Genomic DNA, 16,840 nt, shown 5'->3' with positions numbered 1-16,840 from the left:
AGGGCGGGCTCGGCTGGGGCCGACGACTGTCGGTGGGCGTTGGTAGAACGGTCGGATGAGAGCCGGCTTCGTCGTCCCGTATGCCACCGAGCGCGAGTTCGCAGGCCTCGCGCGCCTGGGCGAGGAGCGGGGGTGGGATGCGGTCTTCGGCTGGGAGGCGCTCTACGGCGTCGACGCGTGGGTGCAGCTCGGAGCCGCCGCGATGGTGACCGAGCACATCCGGCTCGGCACGCTCCTCACCCCCGCCTCGCGGCACCGGCCCTGGGACCTCGCCTCGCGGGTGGGGTCGGTCGACCGCATCAGCGCAGGGCGCGCCGTGATGACGGTGGGGCTGGGCGCGCTCCATCCGGGTTGGACGGCCTACGAGCCCGACGAGGGGCGCGGTGTGCGCGCGAAGAAGCTCGACGAGGGCCTCGCGATCTGGGCGGGCCTGCTCGAGGACGCCGCGACCTTCTCCTTCACCGGAGAGCACTACAGCGCCGCCGCCAACGACTTCATGCTGCCCCCGCCCACCCCACAGCGCCCACACCCGCCGGTCTGGGTCGTGGCTGCGCCCACGCCGGGCGGTGGTCGGCAGCGCTCGCTCGAGCGCGCAGCGCGTTGGCAGGGGGTCGTGCCCGCCATCCACGCGCCGGACGAGGGCGTTCCGAAGAAGCTCGAGGACTTCGCTTCCGTCGTCGAGGGCGTGCGGGGCATCCGGGCCGGGCTCGGGTTGCCGTGGGAGGGCTACGACGTCGTCATCGAGGCCGACTCGTGGGGGTCGTTCACCTCGCTGGAGCCCGCCGAGCCGGCGGCCTGGGAGCAGGCCGGCGCCACGTGGTGGGTCGAGAGCTGGTGGGACGTGCCGCAGGGGCCCGAGGGCCTGGCCGAGGTGCGTCGCCGGGTCGAGGCGGGCCCACCGACCAGTCGCTGAGCGGTGCCGCCGTCGCACAGGTGCTGAGCGGCGCCGCAGGCGCCCAGGTGCTGCTTCCTTCTTCCAGCTGCCGTATGCCGTTCTGCCCACTCGGTCGGTCGATGCGCGCTGTCGTCGTCCCCGGCTGCCGTGCTCCCTGTCGTGCGCCATGACGTGCGCCATGACGTGCGCCGCCGTGTCGGCGCCCTGCCCGTGGAGATCAGATCGACGCTCGCAGAGGCTGTGGCATGTGACGGTGTCATGCGTTGTCAGTGGTCGAGTCTAGGGTGAAGTCATGGAGGTCAGCGAGCTCGTGGAGGACAGGGGCCTGGTCGGCGTGCTCCGGTTCGCTGACGAGGCGTTGCGGCTGGCCGCGGAGCAGTGTCCGACGTGGGGGTTGTCGCAGGGTCAGGTGGGTGAGGCGGTCGGGCTGGCGCAGCGGGTGCGTGACGCGGCGCAGGTGATCACGGCGGTCTCGGCGCGTGAGGCGCACTCGCGGGGGCTGGCGGCGGCGGAGGGGTTGTCGGCGGCGGACTGGTTGCGCACGCAGGCTCCGACGCTGGACCCGCGGGAGGCGCCGGGGGTGGCGAAGGTCGCGGCGGCGATGACCGAGCCGCGGTGGGCCGCGCTCGCGGCGAAGGTGACCTCGGGTGCGACCTCGGTCGCGCAGGCGGCGATGATCGTGCGGTTCCACGCCGACCTGGCCCGGATCGCGGATCCGGAGCACCTGCAGGCGGTCGTGGACGCGATGGTCGAGGTCAGTGACGTGCTCTCGGCGCGGGAGATGGCCCGGGTGGCCGCGCACGGCCGCGCCTCGATGCGGCCGCCGGCAGACCTGGCCGACGAGGACCGGGCGATGCGGGCCGGTCGGGCGTTCAAGAAGATCGGTGAGACGGCCGGGTTCATCGACTACCTGCTGCGGCTGGACCCGGAGGCGGCCGCGGTCATCGAGGCCGCGATCGACCCGCTGGCCCGGCCCCGCCCTGACCTCGACTGGGGCGGGGACACCACGGCCGACCCGCGCCGGCCGGAGACCCGCCGCGCCGACGCGCTGCTGGAGATCGTGGGCCGGGGTGTCGCGGCGCCGGAGGGCGTGACCCGCACTCCGCGCACCCAGCTGGTCGTGACGATGACGATGGAGGCGCTGATGGAGCGCCTGCGCGGGGCCGGGGTGTGCGACAACGACGCGGTCCTGTCACCGGCGACGGTGCGCCGCCTCGCGTGCGAGGCAGCGATCATCCCGATGGTCCTCGGCGGCCGCTCGCAGGTCCTGGACCAGGGCTACACCGAGCGGTACTTCACCCCGGCGCAGCGGCGGGCGCTGACCCGCCGTGACGGTGGCTGCACCTTCCCGGGCTGCACCGTGCCCCCGCAGTGGTGCGACGCGCACCACGTGACGCACTGGGCCGACGGCGGCCGCACCGACCTCGCCAACGGGGCCCTGCTGTGCGGGCGCCACCACACCGTCGTCCACGAGCGCGGCATGACCGCGACCGTCACCACCACCGCCGTCACCTGGCACCGCTAGCTGCCCCGCCCCGAGACCCCGCCCCCACCGGCGGGGCCACAGGCATGCCTCGACTCGGCGCGGTGGTCGGTTCAGCTGCCGTCTCGACCGGCTCACGCCGGGACTGGCTCTGTTGGTCGGCTCCGCCGCTGGACGACGGCCAGCGCTAGCGTCGGGGCATGACCACCTTTGTCACGGCGGCCTTCTGCCTCGTCCGCGACGGCCGGCTGCTGACCGTCCGCAAGTCCGGGTCCACCCGCTTCATGCTGCCCGGCGGAAAGATCGACCCCGGCGAGAGCCCCCGTGAGGCGGCCGTGCGCGAGGTGATGGAGGAGGTCGGTGTCGACGTCTCCGGCCTCGGTGAGGCGCTCGGCCGCTTCCATGACGTCGCGGCCAACGAGCCCGACGCCTGGGTCGACGCGACCGTCTACGTCACGCACCTGCGCGACGACGACGCTCCGGCCCCACTCGCCGAGATCGCCGAGCAGCGCTGGCTCGGCCTCGACGACGACCTGCCGGACGACCTCGCGCCCCTCCTGCGCAACCACGTCGTCCCCTCGCTGAGGTCTCACCTCGCGGCAGGCTGAGGGGCGCCACCCCGGGGTGACGCCCCTTCGCGAGCGCCCGTCGCCGCAGGATGAGCGGCTCTAGCGCGGTCCGCCCATGCCGATGACGCCCGCCTTGGCCGCCTTCTTCACGGCGTCGGCCTCGGCCTGGGTGAGCGTGCCGTCCGTGACCGCCTTGGCGAGCTTGTCGTCAAACGCCTTCTGGCGCGCGGCGTCTGCGGTGGCCCGCAGGTCGGTGAAGGCAGCCTTCACCTTCGCCGCGTCGAGGCCCAGCTTGCTCGCGAGCTTCGTCGCCAGCTCGTCCTGCATCGTCGCCGGGTCCGGCTTGGCCGTGCCCTGGCCCGGTGTGTGAGCTGCGCGGAGCTCGTCACGCACTGCCTTGAGGGCGTCCTTGAGCTTTGTCTCGTCGACGCCGAGCTTCGTTGCGAGAGTGGACAGCTCGGCACCCATGCCCATGCCCTTGCCCAGCCCCATGCCGCCGTGCCGACCACCCGGTCCGAAGCCCGGTCCAGAGCCAGGTCCGTTCCCCTGCCCGGGGTCGGCGTTCCCGGGGTTGGAGGTCGCCGAGGGGTTGGGCGTCGGGGTGGCGTCGTCGGCACGGGCCATCTGCGAGGCGCCGAGGCCGATCGCGGCCACGGCCGCTCCCGCGGCGGCGAGGCCCGCGGCCTTCTTGCTGATGGAGGCCATCTCAGTCCCTTCGTCGAGACGCCGGGCTGGCCGCCCGACGCCGTGGTGTTCCTCCCAGAGAACACCCGGGCGCCCTGCGTCGCGCCTCGATGGACCTGTGACTTGCTGTGAGTTGCGTCGAAAAAGTCCCCGCGTGCTCAGAAGTCCTCGGCAGGCCCGCCGCTGTTGACGAGGGAGTATGCGGCCCGCGTGAGGTAGTCGCGCAGCCGGTCGTCCTGCTCGGCGTCGAGCTCGAGCGAGTCGACGGCGTTCATCATGTGCAGGAGCCAGCGGTCGCGCATGTCGGGCGTCACGGCATACGGCATGTGGCGCATGCGCAGTCGGGGGTGGCCACGCTGCTCGGAGTAGGTGGTCGGTCCGCCCCAGTACTGCTCGAGGAACATCCGCAGCCGCTCCTCGGCGGGCGCGAGATCGTCCTCGGGATAGAGCGCCCGCAGCGGCTCGTCCTGCGCGACGCCGCGGTAGAACTCGCGGACGAGCTTGGCGAAGGTCTCGTGGCCGCCGAAGTCGTCGTAGTAGGTCACGTCGACCAGTCTCCCAGAGCCGCTGCGGCGCTCACGGGGCGGTGCCCTGCGGCGCCGCGCCGCCGTAGGGCGGCATGACGGGCTGGGGGCTGCGGACGCCGGCCGCGTCGAAGGCCCGCTTGATCCGCTCGCGCATCTCGCGCTGCACCCCGATCTGCTCGTTGGCCACAGTCTTGGCGACGATGCGGATCGTGATCGCGCCCGCGGAGATCGACTCGACGCCGACGACGTTGGGCTTCTCGAGCAGGATGGCCTTCCACGCGTCGTCCTCGGGCATGGCCTCCACGACCTCACGGATGACCGCCGTGGCCTTCTCGACGTCCTCGTCGTAGGCGATCGCGACGTCGACGAGCGCCGTCGACCAGCCCTGGGTCCGGTTGCCGATGCGGATGATCTCGCCGTTGCGGACGTACCACGTCATGCCGTTGCCGTCGCGCAGCTGGGTGACGCGCAGCGAGACGTTCTCGACAGTGCCGATGACCTCACCGGTGTCGATGACGTCGCCGACGCCGTACTGGTCCTCGATGATCATGAAGATGCCCGACAGGAAGTCCTTGACGAGGCTCTGCGCGCCGAAGGCGAGCGCCACGCCGCCGACACTCGCCGAGGCGAGCATCGGGCCGAGCGGGATGCCGACGAGCGAGAGCACCGTCAGGGCCGTGATGCCACCGACGACGAACGTCGAGATGCTCTTGAGCAGCGCCCCCATGGTCTGCGTGCGCTGGACGTGGCGGGTCTGGGCCACCCCGACGGCCTGCAGCGCCAGACCCGCACCGGGGATCGCCGCGAGGCGCTCGGCCCGCCGTGACGTGGCCGTCGCCACGACCCGGTCGATGACCCGGTGCAGGAGGATGCGAGCGACGAAGCCGACGACGAGCGTCACGAGGATGAGCAGCGGCGTGCCGACGAGCCACGAGGTGAACTCGTCCCAGGTGACGGTCGTCAGGCTCGTCATCGTCGCGGACACGGTCTGCACGGGGTCCTGCCCCCAGGGCGTGGGTGCTGGCGTGGGTGGGGGCGTGGTCGCCGCGGGGGCAGCGAGGTGCACGAGGGCGGTCTGGGCGGTCGTGAGGTGGAGGATCACAGCGTCTCAGTCGGCAGGGGACGGGTGGGTCGTTCGTGCGTCCGGCGGTGGCCTCGGGGTCCGTCGGCGTGCCACGACGGTATGCCGTGTGGCCGGGCCGCGTGAAGCGGCCCGGCCACCGGACAGGTCGGGTCAGCCCCGGCGGTCGCGAGCCTGGGCGAGCAGGGCGCGGGCGACGGTGTCGCGGTTCTCGGCGACGGTGCGCACGAGGCCCGCTGCAGCGTCGGTGTGCCCGGCCAGCCAGGCGTCGGAGGCCGCCTTGAGCTGCTCGCTCGCGAGCGCGAACGGATAGAATCCGCCGACGACGCGCTCACCCATCGCGACGCTGCGCCCGTCCCACGCCTCGACGAGCATGGCGTGGTACTTCTCGATGTAGGGCTCGAGCAGCGACAGGTCGGTGCTGCGCCGGAAGCCCGCGCTCACCGCCTCGACCATCTGGTTGGGCAGGACGTTCTGCTCCACGGCCTTGGCCCAGGCGTCGGCCTTGGCCTCGGCGGTCGGGCGGGCGGCAAGGGCCTCGGCGTGGCGCTCCCGGCCGGTCGACGTCGGGTCGCGGTCGAGCTCGGCCTGCAGCTCGGCCTCGTCCGCGACGCCGAGGGCGGCGAGCGCCTTGACGAACGTCCAGCGCAGCTCGGTGTCGACGGAGAGCCCCTCGAAGGCCGACTCGCCGGAGATCAGCGCCCGCAGCTGCGTCTCGTCGGCGAGGTCGCGGGTCGTGTTGGCCCACGCCTCGACGAGCTGGAACTGGGCGTCGCTGCCGGGCTGCGCCGTCGTGGCCAGGGCCTTGAGCGAGGAGCTGAGCAGGGCCGAGGTCTCGCCGCGGTGCTCGGGCGCCGTGTAGAGCCGGGTCGCCGTCGAGAGCTGGTTGACGAGCACGCGCAGCAGCGTCGAGTCGCTCTCACCCGGCAGCGTCTCGAGCACGAAGCGCACGAAGTCGCGGGCCGACATCTCGGCATCGCGGGTCATGTCCCACGTCGCGCCGAGCACGAGCGAGCGCGGCAGCGAGTCGGTGAAGCCGCGCGGCAGCGACAGGGCCGTCGCGAGCGAGCGCTCGTCGAGGCGGATCTTCGCGTAGGCGAGGTCTTCGTCGTTGACGAGCAGCAGGTCAGGCTGGGCCTGGCCGACGAGCGCCTCGATCTCGGTGCGTGCCCCGTCGATGTCCACCTCGTCGTAGCCGACGCGCTCGAGCACGTCGCCCGCGTCGGGCGACCCACCCGGCCGGACGGCATACCGCCCGATGCCGAGGCGGTGCGGACGCAGCGTCGGGTGCGAGTCGGCAGCGGTCTGCTCGATCGCGAAGGTCGTGTAGCGCCCGTCCGAGTCGACCTCGAAGACGGGGCGCAGCGTGTTCACGCCGGCCGTCTCGAGCCACAGCTTGCTCCACTCGGTGAGCTCGCGGCCCGACGCCTTCTCGAGCTCGTCGAGTAGGTCGGCAAGGGTTGTGTTGCCCCACTTGTGCGTGGCGAAGTACTGGCGCAGCGCGGCGACGAACGGCTCACGGCCGACGTAGGCGACGAGCTGCTTGAGCACCGAGGCGCCCTTGGCGTAGGTGATGCCGTCGAAGTTCACCTCGACGTCCTCGAGGTGGCGCATGTCGGCGGCGATCGGGTGGGTCGAGGAGAGCTGGTCCTGGTCGTAGGCCCAGGCCTTCTCCGACGTGCCGAAGGTCGTCCAGGCACTCGTCCACTCGGTGGCCTCGGCCTGGCACGTCGTCGAGGCCCACTCGGCGAACGACTCGTTGAGCCAGAGGTCGTCCCACCACTTCATCGTCACGAGGTTGCCGAACCACATGTGCGCCAGCTCGTGCAGGATCGTCAGCGCACGACGCTCGACCTTGGCCTCGGAGACCTTGCTGCGGAAGACGTAGACCTCGGTGAAGGTGACGGCTCCGGCGTTCTCCATCGCGCCCATGTTGTACTCGGGCGTGAAGATCTGGTCGTACTTCTCGAAGGGGTACGGCTGGTCGAACTCCTTCTCGAAGAACGCGAAACCCTTCTTCGTGCAGTCGAAGATGTTGTCGGCGTCGAGGTGCTCGGTGAGGGACTTGCGGCAGAAGATGCCGAGCGGCACGACACCCTCGCGGGCCTGCACCTCGTCACGGACCTCGTCGTAGGGCCCGGCGATGAGGGCCGTGATGTAGGAGGAGATCCGCTTCGTCGGCGCGAAGGACCACGTCGCCACCTCGACCCCGTCCGTCACGCCCGCCGCCTCGGGGGTCGGCGTGGGGGAGTTGGACACGACCTTCCAGTGCGCGGGAGCCGTCACCGTGAAGGCGAAGCTCGCCTTGAGGTCGGGCTGCTCGAAGACGGCATACATCCGGCGCGAGTCCGGCACCTCGAACTGTGTGTAGAGGTAGACCTCGTTGTCGACCGGGTCGACGAAGCGGTGCAGGCCCTCACCGGTGTTGGTGTAGCTGCCGGTGGCGTCGACGACGAGCTCGTTGTCGGCGGCCAGGCCCGGCAGGGCGATGCGCGAGTCGGCGAAGACCTCGGCCGGGTCGAGCGCCGCGCCGTTGAGGGTCACGCTCTCGACCGAGGCCGCGATGAGGTCGACGAAGGTGTCGGCCCCCGGCTCGGAGCAGCTGAAGCGCACCGTCGTGACGGTGCGGAAGTGCTCGGGACCCGTCGTGAGGTCGAGCCTGACGGCATAGCTGTCGACGGTCAGGATGCTCGCGCGAGCGGCGGCCTCGTCGCGGGTCAGGTTCTTGCCGGGCACGGGGGTGACCTCCTGGGCAGGGTTGCGTGGGCACGACGACGCGTCGGTCCGACGGCGACGTCGCCGGACATCCTCGCACGATCGGGGGAGGGGGCCACCACCGCTTTCCTCCGCAGGCGGCGGTGCCATGATGGGCCCCATGGCCGACGCGAACCAGACCACCTCGCCCGTCGACGAGACGGCAGCCGCTCCCAGCCCCACAGGGTCGGGCAAGGAGACCGTCGAGATGTGGTTCGACCCGATGTGCCCGTGGGCATGGATGACGTCGCGCTGGCTCATGGAGGTCGAGCAGCACCGCGACATCGAGGTGACGTGGTCCGTCATGAGCCTCGCCGTCCTCAACGAGCACGCCGAGAGCCTCCCGCCCGCCTACCAGGCGATGATGCAGCGCGCCTGGGGCCCCGTGCGCGTCGTCATGGGCGCGGCGGCGCAGCACGGTGACGCGGTCGTCAAGCCGCTCTACGACGCGATGGGCATGCGCTTCCACCCCGGCGGCGAGCAGGACGTCGCCGTCGTCATCCGCGAGGCGCTCGAGGACGTCGGGCTGCCCGCCGAGCTCGCCGAGCTCGCCAAGACCGACGCCAACGACGAGGCGCTGCGCGCGAGCCACCAGCGCGCGATCGACCTCGTCGGCACCGACGTCGGCACACCGGTCATCGCCGTCAACGGCGTTGCCTTCTTCGGGCCCGTCGTCACGCCGGCTCCGACCGGTGAGGCGGCCGCGAAGCTCTGGGACGGCTGCGTCCTCGTCGCCGCTACCCCCGGCTTCTTCGAGCTGAAGCGCACCCGCTCGCGCGGCCCGATCTTCGACTGAGCAACCCTGGCAGGACACGCGCTCCGCGGCCTTCCGGTCTCCTCTCCTCACGCTCGACGCACCCACCACCCACCCATCCACCCAAGGACGGACATGCGCATCCACATCGGCGGCGACCACGCGGCATACGAGCTCCAGCGGGCCCTCGTCGCCCACCTCACCGACGGCGGGCACGACGTCGTCGACCACGGTCCGGCCGACTACGACGCGCAGGACGACTACCCCGTGTACGTGCTGCGGGCGGCCGAGGCCGTCGCGGCAGAGGAGGGGTCGCTCGGCGTCGTCCTCGGCGGCTCCGGCAACGGCGAGCAGATGGCGGCCAACAAGGTGCGGGGCATCCGCGCCGCTCTCGCATGGTCTGCTGAGCTCGCTTCTCTCGCAAGGGAACACAACAACGCGCAGGTGGTCTCGATCGGGGCCCGCTTCACCGCCACCGACCTCGCCAAGGAGATCGTCGACACCTTCGTGTCGACCGAATTCTCCGATGAGGCGCGGCACAGCCGTCGGCTGGGTATGGTGACCGCGTACGAGAGCACGGGTGACCTGCCGGCGCTTCCGGAGTCGGGCGTCAGCTGAGCCCGACGGCCCCGGTTCCGGTCCCCCTCGGCACGGGGAGGGGGGAGCACGTGGCCATCAACGAGAGCATCGTCTCTCGGCGTGCCCGCTACCCCGCAGGACCTGTTCGGCGGCTCCGGCTGTTCGGCCAGTGGCTCGTGCGTGCTCCGTGGCTGATCGTCACGTTCTTCCTGCTGCTCGGTGTGATCGCGAGCCTCGCGATCACGGTCTGGCCGCACCAGGTGCCCTGGGGGGTCTACACCTTCCTCGTCGTCGCCGCGGGCCTCTTCCTCGAGCCGCGTCTGCTCATCGTCGTCTTCGTCGGCCTCTTCCTCGCGATGACGACGGTCGGCGTTGTGGTGGGGGAGGCGAAGACGGCGACGCTCGGCGCCGAGCTCGTCACCGTCCTCACGATGATGCTCATGCTGTGGCTCTCGCACGCTCGGGCAGAGGCCGGCGTCGTCGGGGTCGGTGGGGAGTCGATGCTCGTCGACATGCGTGACCGCCTGCGAGCTCAGGGTGAGCTGCCGACGCTGCCCACGCCCTGGGGCGCGGAGGTGGCTCTCGAGTCCGCCTACGGCGACGGCTTCGCCGGCGACTTCGTCGTCGCCAGCCGCTCGACCGACGGGCGCGTGCTCGAGGTCGCCCTCGTCGACGTCTCGGGCAAGGGTCGTGAGGCGGGCGCGCGGTCGCTGCTGCTCTCGGGTGCGCTCGGCGGGCTGCTCGGCGAGATGAGCGAGGGCGGCTTCCTCCAGTCGGCCAACAACCACCTGCTGCGCCTGCGCTGGTCCGAGGGCTTCGCCACGGCCGTGCACGTCGCCATCGACCTCGAGACGGGCGAGTTCACCATCGGGTATGCCGGCCACCCGGCTGCCGCTCAGTACGCCGCCGGCTCCGGCCGGTGGCGCATGCTCGCCGGTGGTCGCGGGCCCCTCCTCGGCGTCATCGAGGGGGCGCAGTTCCCGCGCGAGTCCGGCCTCATCCGCAGGGGCGACGCGCTCGTGCTCTACAGCGACGGCGTGATCGAGGCCCGCGACAAGGCGCTCACCGACGGCATCGACCGCATGCTCGGCCGGGCGGAGTCCTTCATCCGCACCGGCTTCGAGGGGCTGGCGCAGCGTCTCTGCGACCAGGCTGCCGCAGGTCTGGGTGACGACCGCGCGGTCGTCACCATCTGGCGCGCCTGACCCGGGCCGGTCGCGAGCCGGATCGCACGGGAGCACGCCGGAGGGCGACGACCGAACCGGCCGTCGCCCTCGTCTGCTCGGTAGCGGACGGTGTCAGCGGATGTCGTCGTCCTGACCGTCGAGACCGTCGAGCGCGTTCTTCACGCCTTCCTGCCCCTGGTCGACCTTGTCGGCGTACTGGCCGCCGGTCCGCTCGTCCACCAGGTCGCCGGCCTTGTCGACGCCTTCACCCACCTGGTCGCCGTGCTGGTCGACGAGCTCGCTGACCTTGTCCTTCATGTTGTCGAAGACGCCCATACCCTGATCCCTTCGTCGTCGAGGGCCACACCTGGCCCGCATGCACCTCACAAACTAGCCACACCGGGAGGATCGGTACAGGGGTGCCGCCGGAGGGTGCGCAGGCGCGCGCTCGGAGGGTGCGCTCGGAGGGCCGGGGGTCAGGGCCGCGCTGTCACTACGATGCCTGCGTGAGCGAGCGCCCCACCGAACCGACGACCCACGACACCGGATCCGGCCGGCGCACCGAGCAGGCGGTGCCCGAGCTCCCGCCGGGCGTCTCGCCGGCCCGGGTTCGCAGCTTCGTGCGTCGCGGTCGTCTGTCGACGCTGACGCGCGACCGGATGGAGCATCTCGCCCCGTCACGGGCCCTGCCAGCGGGCCGCTTCGACGCACGGGCGACCTTCGGTCGGCTCGCGCCCGTCGTGCTCGAGATCGGCTGCGGCCACGGGCACGCCGCCATCGCGTATGCCGCCGCCTTCCCCGAGCACGACCTCATCGCCATGGACGTCCACACCCCCGGCCTGGCCCGGATGCTCGCCGATGCCGAGGAGGCGGGTGTGCCCAACCTGCGCATCGAGGAAGGTGATGCGGTGCTCTTCCTCCAGCAGCGCGTCGCCGACGCCACGTTCGAGGCGATCCACCTCTTCTTCCCGGACCCCTGGCGCAAGAAGAAGCACACGAAGCGCCGGTTCGTCAGCCCGACGAACCTCGACCTGCTCGCGCGCGTGCTGCGCCCCGGGGGGCATGTGCTCATCGCGACCGACCAGGACTTCTACGCCCGGCACGTGCTGGACGAGGTCGCTGGCCACCCGCGCTTCGAGGCCCGTCGAGTGGAGCGGCCGTCGTGGCGGCCCTCGGACGGCTTCGAGGCCAAGGGCAGGGCGGCCGGACGCGAGATCACCGAGCTGCGCCTCGACCTCGTCGGACCCACCGGCCCCACGACTGACATGCAACACACCGAGTAACCGTCAACTCGACGGGGCACACCTCGTGGTGTCGACGACTGCTCGGTGAGTTTGCGGATCCGGCGGGGCAACAGGAGCCGCCGTCGCGTCTCGACGCTCGTTCCTCGCCGCGCCTGCTCGGCCTCCCGGCATCCTGGCGCCCCGCGTGCGAGGAGGGCTCGTGACTGCGACTCCGTCGCGTCACGAGCCCTCCTCGCAAAGTCGGGGCAACAGGATTTGAACCTGCGACCTTCCGCTCCCAAAGCGGACGCGCTACCAAACTGCGCCATGCCCCGTCGTGCCCCCTGATCCTGCTCGCGACACGACCGCACCCGCGGGCGACTCGATTTCGGCTCCCGGGACGCGAACCGTTAGGCTAGCGCCTCGGATCGCCGGGTCACATCGGCGGCCTGCGGGCGTAGCTCAATGGTAGAGCCTCAGTCTTCCAAACTGATCACGCGAGTTCGATTCTCGTCGCCCGCTCCACAGCATCAAATGCGTTGGCTACCAAGGTTGTCGGCTCCTACCGTGGGGACCATGTTCCGACCAGACCTGCAGGACGCCCTCCGCGACAAGGACGCCGTGATCCGGTCGTTCTTCGCCGCCGACGGGAGCCTCACAGCCATCCCGACCAAGATCCGCAAGCGGCTCGTCGTGCTCGACCGCCTGTCGCAGGAGTTCGAGCCGGGTGCGAAGTTCACCGAGACCGAGGTCAACAACCGGCTCCGCGCCTTCCACCCCGATGTGGCGGCCCTGCGCCGCTACCTCGTCGAGGAGGGCTTCCTCGACCGCGCCGACGGGCAGTACTGGCGCAGCGGCGGCACCGTCTCCTGACCACCGCCTTGACCACCCTCGTGACCACCCGGTGACCACCCCGGCGAGAGGTGCTCAGCGGAAGCCGAGCACCTCGCTGAGGTAGCTCTCGGCGCCGTCGGCCTCGAGGCTCTCCTCCAGCGCAGCGGCGGTGCGCGGCGAGGGCCAGGCGTGGATCCAGAAGAGAGCCAGACCGCCGGGCAGCGCGATGAGCAGCGTGAGCCAGCTGTGCGGCGTGAAGGCGAACGACACCGCGAAGGCCACGAGCACCGGCGCCTCGGCGAGAGCGGTGCGCAGGATCGTCGTCGAGGTGAAGAAGCGCAGGCTCGTCGCCTCGGCGTTCTCGCGGGGCAGGCGGTGGGGCAGGGCTGGCACGGAGTAGCCGACGCGGCGGATGAGCAGCGCGGACCCGATCAGTGCGACGAGCACGATCGCGATGGCGAGCGCCGAGGGCATCGGAGCGGCGGGCTCGACGATGATCCGCACGGCCGACAGCATGAGAGCGCCCATACCGACCATCGCGCTGACCATCTGCACCGGCCGGAGCGCGGCCTGCGTCGGGGAGCCGAAGGGGCTGGGCGACGGGACCGGCGACTCGCTCATGGCCTCGAGCCTAGGTGATCGGAACCCGTGGCCGATCCGCGCATTTAGCCATCGGCTCCCTGCCCTATAGCATGGTGCGCTGGCCCGTCCGTTCACCGTCGACGACATCGTCGGCACCATCCCAGGAGTACCCCGCAGTGAAGAGTGCGCTCGAGACCCTCAGCCCGACCCGGGTCAAGATGACCGTCGAGGTCCCGTACGAGGAGCTCAAGCCGAGCCTCGACGCGGCCATCAAGCACATCGGTGAGCACATCCAGGTGCCCGGCTTCCGCAAGGGCAAGATCCCGGCCCGCATCATCGAGCAGCGCGTCGGTCGCGCCGCCGTGCTCGAGGAGGCCGTCAACAACGCCCTGCCGACGTTCTACGGCCAGGCCATCGAGGAGAACTCGGTGCGCCCGCTCGGCCAGCCCGAGATCACCGACCTCACGGTTCCCGTCGCCGACGGTGACGACCTCACCTTCACCGCCGAGGTCGACACCCGCCCCGAGATCGACCTGCCCGACTTCTCCGACCTCGAGATCACGGTCGACGAGGCCAAGGTCGAGGACGAGGCCGTGCAGCAGCGCCTCGATGACCTCCGGGCTCGCTTCGGCACCCTCAAGGGCGTCGAGCGCGCGGTCCAGGACGGCGACTTCGTCTCGATCGACCTCGCCGCCGAGATCGAGGGCGAGAACATCGACGAGGTGACCGGCGTCTCCTACGAGGTCGGCTCCAAGAACATGCTCGACGGTCTCGACGAGGCTCTCCTCGGCATGTCCGCCGACGAGACCAAGACCTTCACCGCCCCGCTCGCCGGTGGCGACCGCGAGGGCCAGGAGGCCGTGTGCACCGTGACCGTCACCGCGGTCAAGGAGCGCGAGCTGCCCGAGCTCGACGACGAGTTCGCCCAGCTGGCCTCGGAGTTCGACACGCTCGAGGAGCTCAAGGCCGACCTCACGACCAAGGCCGAGATCGACGCGAAGTTCGCCCAGGGTGTCGCTGCCCGCGACCAGCTGCTCGAGGCCATCCTCGACAAGGTCGAGGTGCCGATCCCCGAGAGCATCGTCTCCGCCGAGGTGCACAGCCACCTCGAGGGCGAGGGTCGTCTCGAGGACGACGAGCACCGCGCCGAGGTCGACGAGAGCACCCGCAAGGGACTCAAGACCCAGCTGCTGCTCGACGCCCTCGCCGAGAAGGAGCAGGTGCAGGTCCAGCAGGAGGAGCTCATCGAGTTCCTCGTCATGAGCTCTCAGCAGTACGGCATGGACCCCAACCAGTTCGCGCAGTCGCTCGACCAGGAGGGCCAGATCCCCGCCATGGTCGCCGAGGTCGCTCGCCGCAAGGCGCTCGCGTCGGTGCTCGAGAAGGTCGCCGTCAAGGACACCGCGGGCAACGTCATCGACCTCAACGAGGCCGTCCCCGGCACCGAGGGTGACGAGGACATCGAGGTCGTCACCGAGGAGTCCGTCGAGGTCGTCGAGGTCGACGCCGCCGACGACGTCGACACTGACGCCGACGAGACCGAGGCTGCCGCCAAGGCCTGACGCCTCCCACGACGTATGCCGTGAGGCCGGCTCCCGCTCGGGAGCCGGCCTCACGCGTGCCCGGCACCTACCCGGACCGGCCGGCTGTTCCGGGTGGGTGCGGCGCGGGTACGGCTCAGTCAGTCGCCATCGCGGCGGCACGCACCGTGACGAGGGAGTCAGAGATGAGCACCATCGACGAGTCGGGCGCCGCCATGGCGGACTCCGACCTCAACAGCACCGACCCCGACGCATCGGGCAACCTGGTGAACCCCGGCGGCGGCAGCACGGCCGAGGGCGCCTCGGGCGACGACGCCGAGCGCGGCAACCTCGACGGCAGCAACGCCCTCGACGAGCCGCGCGACCGTGCCCTCGACGAGGCCCGCGGCAACGGCTCCTTCGACCAGGCCGCCGACTCCGCAGGCTCCGCCGGCTCCGCCGACGCCGCCGACGTCGGTGAGGCTGACGGCACGTCGTCCGACGCCGGCGACTCCGGTCAGGACAACGGGCTCGCCCAGTAGTCTCGCCCAGTAGTCGGCAGCCCCCGCCCACACGCACGGGGGTCATGCCCCCACGGACCTCGCCGGACGGCATACGTCGGCGGGGTCTGTCACGTCGTGGGGCGCAGTGTTGCGCGTCCACCGCTCAGGTTTGTGCGCTCAGGGCGAACACGGTGCGGTTCGGGAAATCTGGTCCCCACCTCGGGCGTTAGGGTCAGTGACGAGCCAGCCGGCGACCGCTCCACCCTCGGGTGGGCCCGCGCGACTGGACCACTTCGAACGATGGAGACACGGTGATTTCGGAGACCTCCGCCAACGGCAACGGCATGCCGGGTGGTCTGGACGACCACATCTACAACCGCCTGCTCAAGGAGCGGATCATCTTCCTCGGGTCCGACGTGCGCGACGACAACGCGAACGCCATCGCGGCGCAGCTGCTGCTGCTCTCGGCCGAGGACCCCGAGAAGGACATCTGGCTCTACATCAACAGCCCCGGCGGCTCGATCTCCGCCGGCATGGCCATCTTCGACACGATGAACTGGATCCCCAACGACGTCGCCACCGTCGCGATGGGCATGGCCGCCTCGATGGGACAGTTCCTCCTCTCGGCCGGCACGAAGGGCAAGCGCTACGCCACGCCCCACGCCCGCGTCATGATGCACCAGCCCTCGGGCGGCATCGGCGGCACGGCCACCGACATCAAGATCCAGGCCGAGCAGATGCTCTACGTCAAGAAGCAGATGGCCGAGCTCATCGCCCAGCACACGGGGCAGACCGTCGACCAGATCGAGAAGGACTCCGACCGCGACCGCTGGTTCAGCGCGGAGGAGGCCAAGGAGTACGGCTTCGTCGACCACGTCTTCAGCCGCTCCGACCAGGCGGTCGAGGGCAAGAGCGTCGGCCAGGCCGACGCCAAGGCCGAGAACTGACCCCGCGGGCCTGAAGAGGACTTGGAGATACCCATGATGATCAACCCCACCGCGCGCCTCGGCGACGTGGCCCAGCCGTCGAGCCGCTACATCCTGCCGCAGTTCGAGGAGCGCACCTCCTACGGCATGAAGCGGTCCGACCCCTACAACAAGCTCTTCGAGGACCGCATCATCTTCCTCGGCGTGCAGGTCGACGACGCGTCGGCCGACGACATCATCGCCCAGCTGCTCGTGCTGGAGTCGCTCGATCCCGACCGCGACATCCTCATGTACATCAACAGCCCGGGTGGCTCGTTCACCGCCATGACGGCGATCTACGACACGATGCAGTTCGTCCGGCCCGACATCCAGACCTTCGTCATCGGCCAGGCGGCTTCGGCCGCGGCGGTGCTCCTCGGCGCCGGCGCGCCGGGCAAGCGCTTCGCCCTGCCGAACGCCCGCATCCTCATCCACCAGCCGGCGCTCTCCGGCGGTGACTACGGGCAGGCCTCCGACATCGAGATCCAGGCCAACGAGGTGCTGCGCATGCGCACCTGGCTCGAGGACACCATGGCCCACCACACGGGGCGCACCTCGGAGCAGGTCCGCAGCGACATCGAGCGCGACAAGATCCTCTCGTCCGAGGCAGCCAAGGAGTACGGCCTCATCGACGAGGTGCTCGCCTCGCGCAAGGCCTCGCTCGAGCAGTGAGCTGACGCCGGCACTACAGAAGCCCACGTATGCCGTGGGGCCCCGGTCG

Annotated in this window: 18 protein-coding genes and 2 tRNA genes; 13 read left to right on the top strand and 7 right to left on the bottom strand. The window is 70.9% G+C overall.

Annotated elements, in window-relative coordinates:
* The first annotated feature begins 55 nt into the window (after positions 1–55).
* From FHX52_RS07815 to FHX52_RS07805, 3 genes are all read left to right on the top strand, one after another.
* Complete coding sequence (locus FHX52_RS07815; RefSeq protein ID WP_141821376.1) at positions 56–913, top strand: LLM class flavin-dependent oxidoreductase; 858 nt, start codon at positions 56–58, stop codon at positions 911–913.
* Positions 914–1,187: 274 nt separating this feature from the next.
* Entirely contained in the window at positions 1,188–2,420 is a 1,233-nt protein-coding gene (locus FHX52_RS07810; RefSeq protein ID WP_141821375.1) for an HNH endonuclease signature motif containing protein, read from the top strand.
* A 158-nt stretch (positions 2,421–2,578) separates the two neighbouring features.
* On the top strand, positions 2,579–2,986 hold the full coding sequence (locus FHX52_RS07805; RefSeq protein WP_141821374.1) for an NUDIX hydrolase: 408 nt from the start codon (positions 2,579–2,581) through the stop codon (positions 2,984–2,986).
* 60 nt (positions 2,987–3,046) lie between these two features.
* Here the strand turns inward: FHX52_RS07805 and FHX52_RS07800 are convergent, their stop codons facing one another.
* The 4 genes from FHX52_RS07800 to pepN form a co-directional block, all read right to left on the bottom strand.
* Complete coding sequence (locus FHX52_RS07800) at positions 3,047–3,652, bottom strand: hypothetical protein (RefSeq protein ID WP_141821373.1); 606 nt, start codon at positions 3,650–3,652, stop codon at positions 3,047–3,049.
* Positions 3,653–3,789: 137 nt separating this feature from the next.
* Positions 3,790–4,176, bottom strand: a complete 387-nt coding sequence (locus tag FHX52_RS07795; RefSeq protein ID WP_141821372.1) for a globin — start codon at positions 4,174–4,176, stop codon at positions 3,790–3,792.
* A 31-nt stretch (positions 4,177–4,207) separates the two neighbouring features.
* On the bottom strand, positions 4,208–5,260 hold the full coding sequence (locus tag FHX52_RS07790) for a mechanosensitive ion channel family protein (RefSeq protein WP_246069669.1): 1,053 nt from the start codon (positions 5,258–5,260) through the stop codon (positions 4,208–4,210).
* 132 nt (positions 5,261–5,392) lie between these two features.
* Positions 5,393–7,975 carry an aminopeptidase N gene (pepN, locus tag FHX52_RS07785; RefSeq protein ID WP_141821371.1) on the bottom strand — a complete coding sequence of 861 codons (2,583 nt, stop codon included), beginning with the start codon at positions 7,973–7,975 and terminating at the stop codon, positions 5,393–5,395.
* A gap of 139 nt (positions 7,976–8,114) precedes the next feature.
* Between pepN and FHX52_RS07780 the strand changes: the two genes are divergently transcribed.
* The 3 genes from FHX52_RS07780 to FHX52_RS07770 all read left to right on the top strand — a co-directional run bounded on the left by FHX52_RS07780 (position 8,115) and on the right by FHX52_RS07770 (position 10,531).
* Positions 8,115–8,789 carry a mycothiol-dependent nitroreductase Rv2466c family protein gene (locus FHX52_RS07780; protein WP_141821370.1) on the top strand — a complete coding sequence of 225 codons (675 nt, stop codon included), beginning with the start codon at positions 8,115–8,117 and terminating at the stop codon, positions 8,787–8,789.
* Between the two features lie 93 nt (positions 8,790–8,882).
* A complete protein-coding gene (locus tag FHX52_RS07775) occupies positions 8,883–9,365 on the top strand; it encodes a ribose-5-phosphate isomerase (protein ID WP_141821369.1) in 483 nt (160 codons plus the stop codon).
* A 50-nt stretch (positions 9,366–9,415) separates the two neighbouring features.
* Positions 9,416–10,531, top strand: coding sequence for a PP2C family protein-serine/threonine phosphatase (locus FHX52_RS07770; protein WP_141821367.1), 1,116 nt, complete (start codon positions 9,416–9,418; stop codon positions 10,529–10,531).
* 93 nt (positions 10,532–10,624) lie between these two features.
* Here the strand turns inward: FHX52_RS07770 and FHX52_RS07765 are convergent, their stop codons facing one another.
* Positions 10,625–10,828, bottom strand: a complete 204-nt coding sequence (locus tag FHX52_RS07765; RefSeq protein ID WP_141821365.1) for an antitoxin — start codon at positions 10,826–10,828, stop codon at positions 10,625–10,627.
* A 170-nt stretch (positions 10,829–10,998) separates the two neighbouring features.
* Here FHX52_RS07765 and trmB point away from each other — a divergent pair, with 170 nt between their 5' ends.
* Positions 10,999–11,775, top strand: coding sequence for a tRNA (guanosine(46)-N7)-methyltransferase TrmB (gene trmB / locus FHX52_RS07760; protein ID WP_246069668.1), 777 nt, complete (start codon positions 10,999–11,001; stop codon positions 11,773–11,775).
* A gap of 201 nt (positions 11,776–11,976) precedes the next feature.
* Here the strand turns inward: trmB and FHX52_RS07755 are convergent.
* Positions 11,977–12,050: transfer RNA gene (locus FHX52_RS07755), tRNA-Pro, on the bottom strand.
* 116 nt (positions 12,051–12,166) lie between these two features.
* On the opposite strand from FHX52_RS07755, the gene FHX52_RS07750 reads away from it, so the two are divergent.
* Together FHX52_RS07750 and FHX52_RS07745 are read left to right on the top strand one after the other, a co-directional pair.
* Positions 12,167–12,240, top strand: a tRNA-Gly gene (locus FHX52_RS07750).
* Positions 12,241–12,291: 51 nt separating this feature from the next.
* Positions 12,292–12,588, top strand: a complete 297-nt coding sequence (locus tag FHX52_RS07745; protein ID WP_141821363.1) for a DUF2087 domain-containing protein — start codon at positions 12,292–12,294, stop codon at positions 12,586–12,588.
* Between the two features lie 54 nt (positions 12,589–12,642).
* Here FHX52_RS07745 and FHX52_RS07740 read toward each other — a convergent pair whose 3' ends face one another.
* Positions 12,643–13,170, bottom strand: a complete 528-nt coding sequence (locus tag FHX52_RS07740; RefSeq protein WP_141821361.1) for a hypothetical protein — start codon at positions 13,168–13,170, stop codon at positions 12,643–12,645.
* 137 nt (positions 13,171–13,307) lie between these two features.
* On the opposite strand from FHX52_RS07740, the gene tig reads away from it, so the two are divergent.
* The 4 genes from tig (at position 13,308) to FHX52_RS07720 (ending at position 16,791) form a co-directional block, all read left to right on the top strand.
* Positions 13,308–14,693 carry a trigger factor gene (gene tig, locus FHX52_RS07735; RefSeq protein ID WP_141821359.1) on the top strand — a complete coding sequence of 462 codons (1,386 nt, stop codon included), beginning with the start codon at positions 13,308–13,310 and terminating at the stop codon, positions 14,691–14,693.
* Positions 14,694–14,857: 164 nt separating this feature from the next.
* Complete coding sequence (locus tag FHX52_RS07730; protein WP_141821357.1) at positions 14,858–15,193, top strand: hypothetical protein; 336 nt, start codon at positions 14,858–14,860, stop codon at positions 15,191–15,193.
* Between the two features lie 305 nt (positions 15,194–15,498).
* A complete protein-coding gene (locus FHX52_RS07725; RefSeq protein ID WP_141822102.1) occupies positions 15,499–16,101 on the top strand; it encodes an ATP-dependent Clp protease proteolytic subunit in 603 nt (200 codons plus the stop codon).
* Positions 16,102–16,134: 33 nt separating this feature from the next.
* The gene (locus tag FHX52_RS07720; protein WP_141821356.1) at positions 16,135–16,791 is read left to right on the top strand and encodes an ATP-dependent Clp protease proteolytic subunit; all 657 of its coding nucleotides are present in this window, start codon (positions 16,135–16,137) and stop codon (positions 16,789–16,791) included.
* Positions 16,792–16,840: the final 49 nt, after the last annotated feature.

It is taken from the genome of Humibacillus xanthopallidus (assembly GCF_006717145.1).
In the GTDB taxonomy this organism is placed as follows: domain Bacteria; phylum Actinomycetota; class Actinomycetes; order Actinomycetales; family Dermatophilaceae; genus Humibacillus; species Humibacillus xanthopallidus.
This window is presented reverse-complemented; position numbering and strand designations above follow the sequence as displayed.

Coding starts and splice junctions, on each gene's coding strand:
- FHX52_RS07810 (WP_141821375.1), top strand. CDS start 1,188: ATGGAGGTCAGCGAGCTCGTGGAGGACAGGGGCCTGGTCGGCGTGCTC.
- FHX52_RS07780 (WP_141821370.1), top strand. CDS start 8,115: ATGGCCGACGCGAACCAGACCACCTCGCCCGTCGACGAGACGGCAGCC.
- FHX52_RS07765 (WP_141821365.1), bottom strand. CDS start 10,828: ATGGGCGTCTTCGACAACATGAAGGACAAGGTCAGCGAGCTCGTCGAC.
- FHX52_RS07730 (WP_141821357.1), top strand. CDS start 14,858: ATGAGCACCATCGACGAGTCGGGCGCCGCCATGGCGGACTCCGACCTC.
- FHX52_RS07720 (WP_141821356.1), top strand. CDS start 16,135: ATGATGATCAACCCCACCGCGCGCCTCGGCGACGTGGCCCAGCCGTCG.
- FHX52_RS07805 (WP_141821374.1), top strand. CDS start 2,579: ATGACCACCTTTGTCACGGCGGCCTTCTGCCTCGTCCGCGACGGCCGG.
- FHX52_RS07740 (WP_141821361.1), bottom strand. CDS start 13,170: ATGAGCGAGTCGCCGGTCCCGTCGCCCAGCCCCTTCGGCTCCCCGACG.
- FHX52_RS07775 (WP_141821369.1), top strand. CDS start 8,883: ATGCGCATCCACATCGGCGGCGACCACGCGGCATACGAGCTCCAGCGG.
- FHX52_RS07725 (WP_141822102.1), top strand. CDS start 15,499: ATGCCGGGTGGTCTGGACGACCACATCTACAACCGCCTGCTCAAGGAG.
- FHX52_RS07815 (WP_141821376.1), top strand. CDS start 56: ATGAGAGCCGGCTTCGTCGTCCCGTATGCCACCGAGCGCGAGTTCGCA.
- FHX52_RS07800 (WP_141821373.1), bottom strand. CDS start 3,652: ATGGCCTCCATCAGCAAGAAGGCCGCGGGCCTCGCCGCCGCGGGAGCG.
- FHX52_RS07745 (WP_141821363.1), top strand. CDS start 12,292: ATGTTCCGACCAGACCTGCAGGACGCCCTCCGCGACAAGGACGCCGTG.